We start from the raw sequence: 14,332 nt of genomic DNA, 5'->3' as shown, positions 1-14,332 counted from the left end.
TTTGAAAATGGACATTCTGATGCAATGGCGTAACTCCTCCCGGCGCTACGGAATAATATCCATAGGTTTGCACTGGATATTTGCTCTTGCCGTCTACGGTATGTTTGGACTTGGTCTCTGGATGGTCACGCTCAGCTATTACGATGGCTGGTATCACCAGGCGCCGGAATTGCATAAAAGCATTGGTGTCCTGCTGATGCTGGGTCTGGTTTTCCGCGTGATCTGGCGGCACATTTCCCCACCGCCCGCCGCGCAAAAGACTCACAGCAAATTTACCCGCGTCAGCGCAGTCGCCGCGCATATTGCCCTTTATGCGCTGCTGTTTGCCATCCTGATTAGCGGCTATCTCATTTCGACGGCTGACGGTAAGCCGATTAACGTTTTTGGCCTGTTCGAGGTTCCGGCAACCCTTAGCGATGCCGGCGCTCAGGCCGACACGGCGGGGGTTGTTCACCTCTGGCTCGCCTGGAGCGTGGTGATTCTGTCCGTGCTGCACGGGCTTGCCGCCCTCAAACACCATTTTATTGATAAAGACGATACGCTAAAGCGCATGCTTGGCCGCTCGTCAGTTGACTCTGGAGCATAAAATGAAAAAACACCTGCTGGGTATCGCACTGGGTTCTCTGTTATTCACCGCCGGCTCCGCCGTGGCGGCGGATTATAAAATAGATAAAGAGGGCCAGCACGCTTTCGTCAATTTCCGTATTCAGCACCTGGGATATAGCTGGCTGTACGGCACCTTTAAGGATTTTGACGGCACATTCACCTTTGACGAAAAAAATCCCGCAGCCGATAAAGTCAATGTGACCATTAATACGAACAGCGTCGACACGAACCACGCAGAGCGCGATAAACACCTGCGCAGTGGGGAATTCCTCAACGTCGCGAAATTCCCGCAGGCGACCTTCACTTCTACTGAGGTGAAGAAAGAGGGTGATAAGCTGAATATTACCGGCAACCTGACGCTTAACGGCGTAACCAAACCGGTCACGCTTGATGCGAAATTACTGGGCCAGGGTGACGATCCGTGGGGCGGTAAACGCGCAGGCTTCGAAGCGGCAGGGAAAATTCACCTGAAAGATTTTAACATCACAACGGATTTAGGCCCGGCGTCTCAGGACGTGGAGCTGATTATTTCCGTTGAAGGTGTACAGCAGAAATCATAATAACGTCGCCCGGCAGGCTTTTGCCGTGCCGGGCGTTATTATCATTCCGGGTCAGGGATACCCAGTTTGGTATTCAGACGACCGCGAGATTTATTGAAAATCTTGTTGCCGTTTTCACGTCCTGCGCGACGGCGACGCTGCTCTTCTTCCGGCAGGATGCTCTCTTCACTGCACAGCTCGCTACAGCAACCGTTAAACTTCTCAGCACAGGCCGGGCACTGAATGAACAGCAGATGACAACCGTCGTTTTTGCAGTTGGTGTGGGTATCGCACGGCGCGCCGCACTGGTGGCACTGGGCGATGACGTCATCCGAAATACGTTCACCCATACGCTCGTCAAAGACAAAGTTTTTCCCGATAAAGCGTACCGGCAGCCCCTGTTCACGGGCGCGGCGAGCGTACTCAATAATGCCGCCTTCAATGTGCCAGACTTTATTGAAGCCGTTGTGCTTCATCCACGCGCTGGCTTTCTCACAGCGGATACCGCCGGTGCAGTACATAACGATCTTTTTATCTTTATGCTCCTGCATCATCTCAACCGCTTTCGGCAACTGCTCGCGGAAGGTATCAGCAGGAATCTCCATCGCATTCTCGAAATGCCCCACTTCATACTCATAGTGGTTACGCATATCGATGAACACGGCATCCGGATCGTCCAGCATCGCATTCACTTCGGCCGCCTTCAGATATTCACCGACGTCCGCCGGGTTAAACTCCGGATCGTCGATACCGTCCGCCACGATGCGTTCACGCACCTTCATGCGCAGCACCCAGAAGGATTTCCCGTCATCATCCAGGGCAATGTTCAGGCGTAAGCCGTTAAGGGCCGGATCAAAGTGATAAAGTACGTCGCGGAAGGCGCTGACTTTGCTTTCCGGTACGCTAATCTGCGCGTTGATGCCTTCACGGGCAAGGTAGACGCGACCGAAGACGTTCAGCGCCGTGAACGCCTGATAAAGCGCATCTCGGGTCGCCTGCGGATCGTCGATCGTGAAGTATTTATAGAATGAGATGGTTGTGCGCGGTTCGGTTTCAGCCAACATACGCGCTTTTAACATCTCGTTCGAAACGCGGTTGTGTAACACTGGCATGGTGTACAGTCCTGGAGTCGTTAGAGAGAATGAAAAATCGGTCGGCATCATATAGCAAACAAAACCAATTTACATCCACACAATTTACGCTACATTTCACACACCCTGATTAATCAGGATTAACAATTGCTGTATTCGTGCACGCTTCGAAAGCAGATATTTTGGCTACGCCTCAAAAAATGAGACACTAGCGAAACAGGACGTTTGAACACAGGAAAGACATGACCCAGTTACCAAAATTTACTGCCGCCCTTTTGCATCCCCGCTATTGGTTGACCTGGCTTGGCATCGGCTTTTTATGGCTTCTGGTACAGCTTCCCTACCCTGTTATTTTTCGGTTGGGTAAATTTCTGGGCCGTTTCGCACAACTGTTTATGAAGCGTCGCGCCAGAATCGCGTACCGCAACCTTGAGCTGTGTTTTCCGCAGATGAGCGACTCAGAGCGTCACAATATGGTCGCGAAGAACTTCGAATCCGTTGGGATGGGCCTTATGGAAACCGGCATGGCGTGGTTCTGGCCGGACAAACGCATGGCCCGCTGGAGCGAGGTAACGGGAACCGGCATGGATCCTGTACATACGCTTCAGGCCAACCAGACGGGCGTTCTGCTGATCGGCGTCCATTTTCTGACGCTGGAAATCGGGGCGCGTATGTTCGGCATGCAGGCGCCCGGCATTGGCGTTTATCGCCCTAACGATAACCCGGTCATCGATTTAATCCAGACCAACGGCCGCATGCGTTCCAACAAAAGCATGATCGACCGTAAAGATCTGAAGGGAATGATCCGTGCGCTGAAATCCGGCGAAGTGGTCTGGTATGCCCCCGACCACGACTATGGCCCACAGGCCAGCGTTTTTGTCCCCTTCTTCGCCGTTGAAGAGGCCGCCACAACCACCGGTACCTGGATGCTGGCGCGCATGTCCAAAGCCGCCATCGTACCCTTTGTTCCCCGCCGCAAGCCTGACGGTTCGGGCTACGAGTTGATGATGCTGGAACCGGAACTCGCGCCGCCGCTTGACGATGCAGAAACCACCGCGCGCTGGATGAACGGTATCGTAGAGAAATGCATCATGCTCGCACCCGAGCAGTACATGTGGTTGCACCGCCGCTTTAAAACGCGGCCAAAAGGCACGCCGTCCCGCTATTGATTTTCAGGATGCGATCCTCAGGGTCGCATCCTGTTTTAGCTTTAAAAGCTCCCCTCATTGCGGCAATCATAACCCAGGCGCATAATTAGCAGGCTTATTACTTCTTGCCTCAGGTGCTCAGCACCTCATTATGCGGATTGTTATGTCACCTTCAGATGCCCCCATAAACTGGAAGCGTAACCTCACGGTTGCGTGGCTTGGCTGTTTTCTCACCGGCGCGGCGTTTAGCCTGGTCATGCCTTTTCTGCCGCTCTATGTTGAACAGCTGGGCGTGACGGGCCATAGCGCGCTCAATATGTGGTCCGGCCTGGTATTCAGCATCACGTTCCTGTTCTCCGCGATAGCCTCGCCCTTCTGGGGCGGCCTTGCCGACCGCAAGGGGCGTAAAATCATGCTGCTGCGCTCGGCGCTGGGGATGGCCATTATCATGGCGCTGATGGGCGTGGCGCAGAACGTCTGGCAGTTCCTGATTTTGCGCGCGTTGCTGGGTTTGCTGGGAGGATTTATTCCCAATGCCAATGCCCTGATTGCCACGCAAATTCCTCGCTATAAGAGCGGCTGGGCGCTGGGCACGCTCTCAACCGGCGGCGTAAGCGGTGCCCTGCTGGGGCCACTGGCCGGCGGACTCATGGCCGATAGCTATGGCCTGCGTCCGGTGTTCTTTATCACCGCCTGCGTGCTGTTCCTGTGCTTTGTTGTCACCCTGCTCTGTATTCGGGAAAACTTCACGCCCGTTGCGAAGAAAGAGATGCTACACGCCAGGGAGGTGCTGACCTCGCTTAAAAATCCCAGACTGGTGCTGAGCCTGTTCGTGACGACCCTGATTATTCAGGTCGCAACCGGATCGATTGCCCCTATCCTCACGCTGTACGTTCGCGATCTGGCGGGGAACGTCAGCAATATCGCGTTTATCAGCGGGCTGATTGCGTCCGTGCCCGGGGTGGCGGCGCTGCTTAGCGCGCCGAGGCTGGGAAAACTGGGGGACCGTGTCGGTCCGGAAAAAATCCTGATCTGTGCGCTGGTGATCTCCGTCCTGCTGCTGATCCCCATGTCGATGGTGCACTCTCCGTGGCAGCTGGGCTTACTTCGCTTTTTGCTTGGTGCCGCAGACGGGGCCTTGCTGCCCGCCGTACAGACCCTGCTGGTTTACAACTCCACGAACCAGATTGCCGGGCGGATCTTCAGCTATAACCAGTCATTTCGCGACATCGGTAACGTCACCGGACCGCTTCTCGGGGCGAGCATCTCCGCCAGCTTCGGTTTTCGCGCCGTCTTTATCGTGACGGCGGGCGTGGTACTGTTTAATGCAATTTATTCGTGGTTCAGTTTATCCCGCGCGCTACGGCCAGTGGCGGAATAAGACGAACGCCCGAAGCTTATTTTCGCATTCATACTTGCAGAATCGGATATTCAGCTATTCTTTCCCTGAAACCTTCTGGAAAACAGGGAGACACCAATGACCATGTACGCCACGCTGGAAGCAGCGTAAAGTAAAATACATCATAAATTAGTGCCGTTATAATCGACTAAAACGCTCTCACAGATTACCTTCGTACCGTTCCATTCATCCCTGTAGATACTGGTATCAATCCCCACCCCAGGTTGAAACGTGTACCCCGTATCATCCACGAACTTCAGATACTTAGCAGTTTGTACTGAAGCGTCATAGTACCTATGTCCAGAGTACTTAAACCCTGCTGAACCCTGAGGTACTATCCATACCCCATATGAGGATAAGGTGCTTGCATGTTCAATCACCTTGTATTCAAACTCACTACCCTTATAACGGCCTATGTATGCTTCTGATGTGTTGAGCTTCCCAAATGGTGGATTACCATAGGCAACGTCATAGTAACGGTCTGGTGAGTACTGTAGAGCGTCACCAATAATCCATTCAGCTTCAGGTAGTACCCTCTTCCCGATCATTACGTACTCTGGATTGAGTTCAACACAGGTAATGTGTGTTGGGTTATTTCTTAAGTACTGGTAGTAACTGAGGCGACCGATACCCGCACATAGTTCAATACACTGACCAGTACAGCCAGCATCAAGTATGAAATCCCATGCGAGCATTTCAGGTGTGAAGAAAGCACCAGTAGCTCCTATCCCATCACCTTTGTAGTTGTTGAAGATAAACTCTTTATTGTCTTGTGTGAGTTGCTTATCAGAGTGGATAAGATCCATAACCTGAATGTATAATGCTGATTCCTTTTTTGTAATTCTTGCCATAAAATACCCTTGTACAGTTGTTGTACGGGTATTTAGGAAGAATTAATATGAGTCTAATTAATGTTGATTTCTCTGGACTATCTGAACCTGCAACGAAGCTTGTTGAAAAAATCAGTGATGCCATTGGTGTTCTTTATGAACCAACCAAAATGAAAAAGATCGCTAAAGCACAGTCAGAAGTAAAGAAAATTGAGTTCCAAACTTCAATAGAGCTTACTGAATTAGAAGAACGAGCTTTAAGGCGAACCATTAATTCCCAGGCCAGAAAGCAACATAATATTGATAGCATAACAATAAAAGCAGCTAAAGAAATCGACTCACAGGAAAACAATGATATTGAACTCTTAGATGAAGACTGGATTAATCATTTTTTTAATCAGTGTGAAGATATCAGTGATGATATGATGCAAGGTCTTTGGTCGAGAGTTTTAACAGGCGAGGCACAAAAAAGTGGTAGCTTCTCAAAAAGAACTTTAAATTTCTTATCAACTCTGGATAAAAGAGACGCTGAGTTGATCACAAATTTAGGTTCAACTGTCTGGAATCAGCACAACTCACCACTGCCTATAGTCTTTAGCTATGAAGAGGAAGCCATACAAAAACTTGGCTTGGACTATGATTCCTTGAGGCATTTAGAGTCAATAGGAGTAATTACCTTAGGAACAATGAATTACTCTGTGCAATTTGAAAAGGAATATGGATATTTTACTTACTATGATAAAACAATTATGATGAAAATTGGCACAAAGAGGAAGAATACTTTTATGCCTATAAAGCAAAATAGTGTTGACATTGGCATGGTGCTATTAACTAATATAGGACGAGAGCTTATCCGAATTTCCGGTTCCAAGCCAGATGATAACTATTTTTACTCTGCCCTTAGAGAATTTATGGAAGAAAACGAAATTTTTACTCCCTTACAATTTAACAACGATTAAATTGTAATTTTAATTATTTAAAAGTCTCACACGAGACTTTTATTATCCGCCAACCATAATCAATCGCACTTGCATTAGTTGACCTAATGAAAGTCACAATTTAAATCATCTTGTATTAATATTTTGAGGCTGTTAGTGGCTTTGAGAAAAAGATACCCAAAAAGCGGACTGCAATAGGTAACATCATAGAAACGGTCTATTGAGTAGTGAATAACTTTACTAATGCTTTACTCCGACGTGGCCTAATTAGGTTAATTTCTTTCAGTCTCTTTAAATATTCGTGAGATATTTAACAGATATAAAATTAAATTTCATATTTACGGTCAACATAGTTTATTATTACTCTAAGATATCCTAAGGCCTTAATGCAAAATGAAAATGTAAGGGGAATTCAATGCGATTAACCGTACCAGCAATTGACTGTAGTGAAGGTTTCACACAAGAAAATGACTTATTCAATAGAGAGCAATTTGCAGCCAATTTAGAAAAACTAATAGAAATAAGTGAAGACGAGAACTTAGTGATTGCCATTAATGATAAGTGGGGCAATGGCAAAACTACTTTCCTAAAAATGTGGGAAAGTAAAATACAAAAAGAACAAAAATTCAATGTGATTTACTTTGATGCTTTTAAAAATGATTTCCAATCTGATCCATTCATCGCAATATCATCACATATTTATTCGATTATTGATGACCCCAAATTACAAAGTAAGTATCTTGATATTACTAAGCGTGTAGCATCTATATTAATGAAAACCACACTAAAGATAGGCATAAGTGCATTAACATTAGGTGCAGTTAAAGGCACAGAATTTGAAGGGATTGGAGATGATATTAAAGATGGACTAAATGATCCTTTACAAAAATTCATTGAGGAAAAAGTAACGCAATTAGAGCGAGAGACAGAAACAATTGAACATCTTAGAAGTACATTAAACGAAATAGCTTATGACAAAAAACTCATTTTCATTATAGATGAACTTGACAGAGCCCGACCTAATTATTGTCTCGAACTACTTGAAAGGATAAAACATGTCTTTAACACAGAGAATATTTTCTTTATACTGTCCGTTGACAAAGAACAGTTTCAGAGTGTCATAAAACAAAACTATGGTGATATTGACGCCAACATATACTTAAATAAATTTGTGCATTTATGGCTAACCTTACCTAAAGCCGATAATAAGCAAATGCAGGCTTACTCACTTGAGAAATACATAAACTATGTCAATAACAAAATATTAAAGAGACAAATCAACCTTAGAACGTCACTTACCAATCTATCTTATTTATTGAGAGTTAATAATTTATCATTAAGAGATGCAGAAAGATGTTACTCAATATTATTAATACTCAATACCAAAATGGATAATGGGTATAGATGGGAATACGAAGTAGGTGCTGCGATTGTATCTTTTTTAAAAGTCAAAAATGAAAGCTTGATAAAAAAACATCTTTCAGGAGCATTAACTAAAGAGCAACTCAGAATTGAATTGAACCTTAAAAAAGAATCAAGCGAAGATGATGAATTTCATCTACACTGTGCACTTAACACCGAATTTATGACTCATGACGAATTTAAAGCAGCATACAGAGAGGATTATCTATATTTTTTCAGAGAAACGAGACAGCTAAAAGTTATAGACTATTTCTGTCAAATGCTTGACAATTTTGAATTTTAATCATATGAGGAATATGATTTTCACATTAAAAGCCCCAATCGGGGCTTTAGTTTTAGTTCCCACTAAGTAACAAAATGATGATTCTGATAATGTCAGATAATGGGAAAGAAAATAAAACAATACCAAAGTAATCTAAGATAGGTAATAAGATATAGTTATACACAAGAATGAAAGTACACGCATAACCTAAAAATGATCTCCAGCCTCTACCAGCTTTGATCTCTTCACGGTTTGTTTCCTGTGCTTCATTCGTTTTTTCTGTTTTAAGTTCGTCTTTAGATTTCTCAACTTCGGTTTTGTTCTTAGTAATAAGACCAATCCCTGATTTGATAAGATCCATAATAATACTTAACATATGTTATCCTTGTATTTGACATACACAAGAAAATACGCGATGACCTTTGTAGATGTGGTTATAAGATAGCAGTACCTGAACGTCTATTTTATCTTTTAGCAACTCAACCATTAGTACATCACCATCACTTACGTTAGGTTTTGTATGATGATGAAAGCTATATACGACTAAATCACCTTTTGTTTTATCTACTTTCTTTTTTATGAGCTTACTACCAGATAGTGCTTTATCATATGGTATTGTTACACTTACTGGTTGGATTGTCTGAAAAGAAAAATCTGTTAGTACAGAATGATCATAACATGGGAAATTTTCTAAGTTATCCATCTTAATTCCTCCAACGGTAATCAAACGTACCGCGTAATGTTCTTAATTGTTCTATTACTTTTTTCTCGGTTTCATCGTAGAAATCAAATAATGGTTTTCTGCCTACGGAACCATAGTATCCAATAACTCTCTTTTCACGTGCCAGTTTAGGATTACGTTTAGAGGATTTCTTGGTAGTATCGATCAAGTACGTAGTGCCGCTCTTGCTCTTTACCTTTTTGTATTTATCAGTCTGAGTTCTTGAACGTAGCTGTGTAATGTTCCCCTGCTTCGTTAACTTAGCGTTCTTATACGGAATAATTTTACCTTCATTAACGTGTCTGTAGGCAGGATCAAGAATGTACTTCAAGTATGAGGTTTGGTTAGGTAGTACTATGATCTGGTTTACGGTCTTGTAGTCACTAATCTTTTTAAAATTAAAGTACAAACTCTTACCAGTAAACGGTACACCACCACCTGCTACATCATTATCTACTTTACGTTGCATATGTTGGGTAACTATACGCATACGGTTACTTAGTTCTTTTTTGAACTCTTGCCCTATCGCTGGGCTGTTGTTGTTTATAAAACGCCTCATATCATTTGGGCTATTGCCTCTACGCCATGCCATAAATCATCCTTAATTTAGTAATTCATATAATGATTGAAGGATTCCACGTATACGTACTGCATCCTTTCCACTTGGCAAACGTGCCTTATGCATAACGGAAAGATTAATATTTCCCGTTTTCAATCCCTGATTAATGATAAGTGCTGTTTCTACAAATAGTGTTTCTTTCATTGATGGAAAAGCCCACAAAATGGTACGAGTATAATCTAAGCCATCTTCTATCTTTTGATTAACTATCTTTGAACTTGAACTGTACTCACGCCATCCATTTTCAACTGAATTAGCTTTTAGTTTCTTAACGTCCTTAACTCTCTTATACATCTGTTTACTACCTATATAAAAGGTACTTTCTTCAAGCTGGAACAAGTACACGAATCCTACATAACTACCGTTTGTTAATTCTTCCTCACTCCAATCATCATTGTAATTCCATTGCTTCATATAAATACCCTATGATAATTGTTATAAGGTATTTATTTAATGGATTTAAAAAACAGGCTAATTAGCTATGAGGGATCAATTGCCTATCAAACTAAAGTTGGTTATTTTAAGAATGGTAAATTTTGGACATATAAAGATAGTCTTGGTTATCCAACTATTGGGTACGGTCGACTACTAAAACCTGGTGAATCATATCCAATCGGTATCACACCAGAACAAGCCGAACGGATGTTAGAAGAAGATATCAGTACTGCTAAGTCTGCTGTTCGCTCATTAGGATTAGATTTGCCTTCTGATTGGCAGGACTTCATGACCGTTATGGTCTTTCAACTTGGCCTGTCAGGTACTTTAAAGTTCAGAAAGATGATTCAAGCCTTACGTGATAAAAACTATAAGGAAGCGATTGTACAGGCAAAGGATTCACTCTGGTACAAACAAACCAAATCACGAGTAGATCAGATGATTGCAGAACTCACCAACAAATAAAAATGGGGCTATTTAGCCCCTTTTGTTTTTTAGCGTTTCAAGCATTGTAATTACACGCTCAATTTTAATATCAAGCATATGTACACTATCTTCTAAGTTTTTTAATGTCTTCTTCATTTGATCTTGTTCCTGCTCAAGCGACGTTAGAGACTGATCCATCAAAGCAACTTTCGTTTCAACGGTAGAAATACGTGCATCTAATTCGTCTGAGTCAGATGTAAAATCCCTATAAACAGTCCAGCACAATACTAAAGCTGAAACAATCAATGAACCAATTGTTAAGATGTCCATTTATGTTCCTACGTATTATTTGGTATTAGTATTTATTACGCATTATATAAAGGTTGATCACCAGCACGATATAAGAATGAAGACCAGTTAGCAGGAACATTAAGTGAAGCAATTCCACTACGTGAAGTTGTACACATCACATAGATATAGTTCCAATTTCCACGACCAACAGGCGGTACATATATAGAATTTAATCTGAACGATGTAGAACTACCGCCGTTACCAGCATCATAATAGAACAAGTTAGTTAAACCAATTCCATCACCACCCATACGAATATAGAAGTATTGACGTTCATATGAGGTCAAGCTAATTGATAAATCACTATCAAAGTAACGTGGGAAATCTTCACCACGAATACGCAACGCTACATAGTGTTGGTTAGCTACTGGATCTAATGCGGCCTGACCACCTGAAACAGTACGTGAACCAAAGATAAACGGTACAGGGTTGATACCCGTTGATTGTGGACGGCAAATATCCCCTACGATACGTGCGGCACTTAAAGTACCAAGAATGTTACAGTTTTCATTGATAGTAACGTTATTGAGTACTCCAGAAGTTGCCTGGATATTCCCACGTACAGTTACGTTACCAAAATTGGCCGTACCGTTCTTATTAATCATCCACCCGTTCGTACCATCCCAATTACTGGATTGTATCTGCTGGCTGATCTTCGCTGAGTCAATTTCACCATTCATGATATGTGCATTACGAATAGCGGCATTGGCAATTTTTGTATTATCAATCGCTGCGTTTTGAATCTTGGCAGTAGTAACTGCTAAGTTGTTAATTTGGGCTGTATTGATACTCGCATCGGCTATTACTGCTGAGTTAAGAAAAACTTTCCCATTTTGAACAACAAGTGGATAAACCTTATCACTTTGCTTAGCACTATCAGTACTGATCACGCTAAAGCGATCTGCCATTACGGTAAACACAGATGTTTTTTCATCTGCTGCAAGAGCAATACCCGTTACGTTACCGTTGTTCGATACCTGTAGCTGCCAGCGTGAACCAAGTTCATCTACGATCTGTTTCTCTACAATGCCTGTAGCTTTATCACTGTTAAGTAGTCCATCGATCACATCGTCATTGAGCTTACTGTAAGGTACTTTCGTGTTCTGGTTAAAACCGATAGTAGGCGACCAAACAAGTTCATCAGCCCCAAACATGTCTTGGGCTGCTACGCGTGCGAACCATGAACCATCTTCAATTCCAAACGATGCTGAATAGCGGTTAGCACTGCTAAAGTACTTCGACCCTGAGCTAAACCCCTCATCAAGTGCGATTTGTAGAACGATTCCCGCATAATCCGGTACGTTTGATTCAGTCCAGTCAATGAACACGGAATCATAACCACTCTTCAAATTGATACCTAACAACTGTGGGTGTTGTGGGTTACTAACTTCAATCTGAACTTCTTCACTATAGATACCAGTGCCCCAACCATGAGCGATGATCCCAAATACACGGTAACGGCTAAGGCCATCACTGGTATTCATTGAATATGAGTACGTCCAGTTGCTTGTAGTGGTGTAGTACGATGTGATGTAGTTCCTGTATCGGTCATACACACGAATTTCATAATGTTTGAAGAAATCAGCAAATGTTTTACCATTTACGGCTATGTTAGCCTGATCATCCCAACGTAAAATAAAATCTTGAGCATAAGTCTGGTTTAAACCCACATCATCATTCACCATATCAAGGTTAGTAATCTTCGGTAATGCGAATATAACTTGTGGTGTTTGATTATAGATAGCTACTAATTCCGATGAATAACCTAACGTGTTATACGCCTCAATAGCAAAATCGTACTGAACACCATATAGAAGATTTAGTATCTCAAAACTCGTAGAGTACTGCCCTACGTTACCAATGCTGATCCAAACACTGGAATCACTGCGTTTATAACGAATCTTATAACCACGTACAGTTGTATCCTGACTAAGATCCCATGTTAATAGAACGGTGTTACCTGATGCCGTTGCCCCTAAACGTTGAGCCTGTAGGTTACTTGGCGATTCTACGTATGTTGGGTTAGGTAGATTGGTCAATCCATCTTGTGGGAATTGTCCCGGATCTTTTCCTTGATATATACCATCATCATATGAAATCGCGGTGATCTGGATAATGCCTGCTTTATCTACGGTCATTGGTACAGTACGTTGAATACATCTGTACTTGTTATTACTAAATCCTGCTTCTTTAAAATCAATTGTAAAAACATCATATACTTTCATATCTGTTACATAGGTATTGAAAGTAATTGTGTTCGTAATGTACTTAGATTTTAGTAATTCAATGTTACTAAGAATAGAAAGCTGATTCTTATCCTGTACCCAAAGATAGTTTAAATCCTTCTTGATTATATAACCATCTTTAGCAATGGATGCGTTACTAATGGCATCACTTGGATAACGGATAATATCTTGCGAATAATCATTACCTGGGTTTGTATAGGTACTGTCCATTGTATTAAAATAGTCAGACTTAGAACCCGTTGTGATATTCACACTGCCAATAATATTTGTTTCATCAAAATGTACACTTGGAATATCTGGAGCATCAACGGTTAGATAGTACTTACCATTTGATTCATAAAGTACACCACCAAATGTTTGTAGAATATTTTCAATGTTTTCCTTAAAGGATTTATCATATTGAATATTACCATTGGAATAGAAATGATTCTGAGCACAATAGTTTGCCATATTGCGGAAACTGGTAATATCAATATCATTAGGATCAAGGCCGAATCCAAACTCTGTATTAGTGATAAAGTCATATAGTTGACTTGGTGGGTTTGAACTTGGTTTACGTACATTATCAGTTAAGTCATAGATCATACGTCCACGCATTTCTACTGATAATGTATAGTTCTGGTTCGTTAGAATCCCATCAATCAATGAATCGTTGGTTTTCTTGATTACGGTACAGATCTGTACAAGACCATCACCACGCATGTTGTCAGTCCATTGACTACCGCCATATTGACGGGCAAGCGTCATAGAACCACCGTAGGACGGCTTACCGAAACGTACCTCAATCTGTAAGTATTTGCGGTACTTCTCAATCATCATTGAGGTAGGTACGATCCCTTCTGTGGTGATGTACGCACCATCCATGAGTACCGGAGCATTATCAAAATAGATCTGCTTGATTACGCCTTGTGATTGTTCCCCTGGTACTTGCCCGATTTCACCGATACTGATCGCGTGAACCGTACATAACTGGTTTGAAGTACCTTTATAGACGTTCTGCCATACGACGATAGAGCCTAACTTGTTATAGGCTACCTCTGTTGCGTTGCGGTTAGAACCGCCGAAACTTATCGGAACCCCAGTACTTGGCGATGTGCTTCGGGCGTTATTGCTTCCTGTACTTGGGTACGTTACCCCCATTTGGCCTACATTCATCATCTGTGATGAACTAATATAAGATAGTGCTGCGGTACCTACGCCAATTGCTATTACTGCTGCTAAAGCTAACCCTGCCGCTACTGCTGCCGCAGCCGCACTGGCTCCTGCGATAATAGCTACGGCTACTGCTGCTATTGCCAT

Annotated in this window: 15 protein-coding genes; 7 read left to right on the top strand and 8 right to left on the bottom strand. The window is 42.9% G+C overall.

The features are described from left to right. Window positions 1-19: 19 nt before the first annotated feature. Window positions 20-586 carry a cytochrome b gene (locus ACEPLT_RS08205; protein WP_023343748.1) on the top strand — a complete coding sequence of 189 codons (567 nt, stop codon included), beginning with the start codon at window positions 20-22 and terminating at the stop codon, window positions 584-586. A 1-nt stretch (window position 587) separates the two neighbouring features. After that, window positions 588-1,166: a YceI family protein gene (locus tag ACEPLT_RS08200; RefSeq protein ID WP_008500830.1), complete on the top strand. Its 579-nt coding sequence runs from the start codon at window positions 588-590 to the stop codon at window positions 1,164-1,166. A 41-nt stretch (window positions 1,167-1,207) separates the two neighbouring features. On the opposite strand, the gene trhO is transcribed toward ACEPLT_RS08200, so the two are convergent. Beyond that, on the bottom strand, window positions 1,208-2,257 hold the full coding sequence (gene trhO / locus ACEPLT_RS08195; RefSeq protein WP_021240778.1) for an oxygen-dependent tRNA uridine(34) hydroxylase TrhO: 1,050 nt from the start codon (window positions 2,255-2,257) through the stop codon (window positions 1,208-1,210). 221 nt (window positions 2,258-2,478) lie between these two features. On the opposite strand from trhO, the gene ACEPLT_RS08190 reads away from it, so the two are divergent. Further along, entirely contained in the window at window positions 2,479-3,405 is a 927-nt protein-coding gene (locus tag ACEPLT_RS08190; protein WP_008500832.1) for a Kdo(2)-lipid IV(A) acyltransferase, read from the top strand. Between the two features lie 142 nt (window positions 3,406-3,547). Then, the gene (mdtG, locus tag ACEPLT_RS08185; protein WP_447088362.1) at window positions 3,548-4,765 is read left to right on the top strand and encodes a multidrug efflux MFS transporter MdtG; all 1,218 of its coding nucleotides are present in this window, start codon (window positions 3,548-3,550) and stop codon (window positions 4,763-4,765) included. 140 nt (window positions 4,766-4,905) lie between these two features. Here the strand turns inward: mdtG and ACEPLT_RS08180 are convergent, their stop codons facing one another. Next, on the bottom strand, window positions 4,906-5,634 hold the full coding sequence (locus ACEPLT_RS08180; protein ID WP_447088361.1) for a methyltransferase: 729 nt from the start codon (window positions 5,632-5,634) through the stop codon (window positions 4,906-4,908). A gap of 47 nt (window positions 5,635-5,681) precedes the next feature. Here ACEPLT_RS08180 and ACEPLT_RS08175 point away from each other — a divergent pair, with 47 nt between their 5' ends. After that, the gene (locus tag ACEPLT_RS08175) at window positions 5,682-6,572 is read left to right on the top strand and encodes a DUF2806 domain-containing protein (protein WP_191185335.1); all 891 of its coding nucleotides are present in this window, start codon (window positions 5,682-5,684) and stop codon (window positions 6,570-6,572) included. Window positions 6,573-6,966: 394 nt separating this feature from the next. Beyond that, window positions 6,967-8,256, top strand: a complete 1,290-nt coding sequence (locus ACEPLT_RS08170; protein ID WP_191185334.1) for a KAP family P-loop NTPase fold protein — start codon at window positions 6,967-6,969, stop codon at window positions 8,254-8,256. 52 nt (window positions 8,257-8,308) lie between these two features. On the opposite strand, the gene ACEPLT_RS08165 is transcribed toward ACEPLT_RS08170, so the two are convergent. From ACEPLT_RS08165 to ACEPLT_RS08150, 4 genes are read right to left on the bottom strand one after another with little or no spacing between them, the layout of a single operon-like run. Next, window positions 8,309-8,611 (bottom strand): hypothetical protein, encoded by a 303-nt coding sequence (locus tag ACEPLT_RS08165; RefSeq protein ID WP_191185333.1) that lies wholly within the window; start codon window positions 8,609-8,611, stop codon window positions 8,309-8,311. Between the two features lie 3 nt (window positions 8,612-8,614). Then, entirely contained in the window at window positions 8,615-8,938 is a 324-nt protein-coding gene (locus ACEPLT_RS08160; protein WP_135184850.1) for a hypothetical protein, read from the bottom strand. A 1-nt stretch (window position 8,939) separates the two neighbouring features. Beyond that, window positions 8,940-9,548: a hypothetical protein gene (locus ACEPLT_RS08155; protein WP_447088360.1), complete on the bottom strand. Its 609-nt coding sequence runs from the start codon at window positions 9,546-9,548 to the stop codon at window positions 8,940-8,942. 9 nt (window positions 9,549-9,557) lie between these two features. Further along, on the bottom strand, window positions 9,558-9,989 hold the full coding sequence (locus ACEPLT_RS08150) for a hypothetical protein (RefSeq protein ID WP_447088359.1): 432 nt from the start codon (window positions 9,987-9,989) through the stop codon (window positions 9,558-9,560). 39 nt (window positions 9,990-10,028) lie between these two features. Between ACEPLT_RS08150 and ACEPLT_RS08145 the strand changes: the two genes are divergently transcribed. After that, the gene (locus ACEPLT_RS08145; protein WP_447088358.1) at window positions 10,029-10,475 is read left to right on the top strand and encodes a glycoside hydrolase family protein; all 447 of its coding nucleotides are present in this window, start codon (window positions 10,029-10,031) and stop codon (window positions 10,473-10,475) included. A 12-nt stretch (window positions 10,476-10,487) separates the two neighbouring features. Here the strand turns inward: ACEPLT_RS08145 and ACEPLT_RS08140 are convergent, their stop codons facing one another. Beyond that, on the bottom strand, window positions 10,488-10,766 hold the full coding sequence (locus tag ACEPLT_RS08140; RefSeq protein WP_028018548.1) for a hypothetical protein: 279 nt from the start codon (window positions 10,764-10,766) through the stop codon (window positions 10,488-10,490). A 35-nt stretch (window positions 10,767-10,801) separates the two neighbouring features. Further along, window positions 10,802-14,332, bottom strand: coding sequence for a phage tail tip fiber protein (locus tag ACEPLT_RS08135; RefSeq protein ID WP_447088357.1), 3,531 nt, complete (start codon window positions 14,330-14,332; stop codon window positions 10,802-10,804).

It is taken from the genome of Enterobacter sp. fkY84-1 (assembly GCF_052974705.1).
Note: the sequence above shows the minus strand (reverse complement) of the source record. Positions and strands in the feature narration are given on the sequence as shown.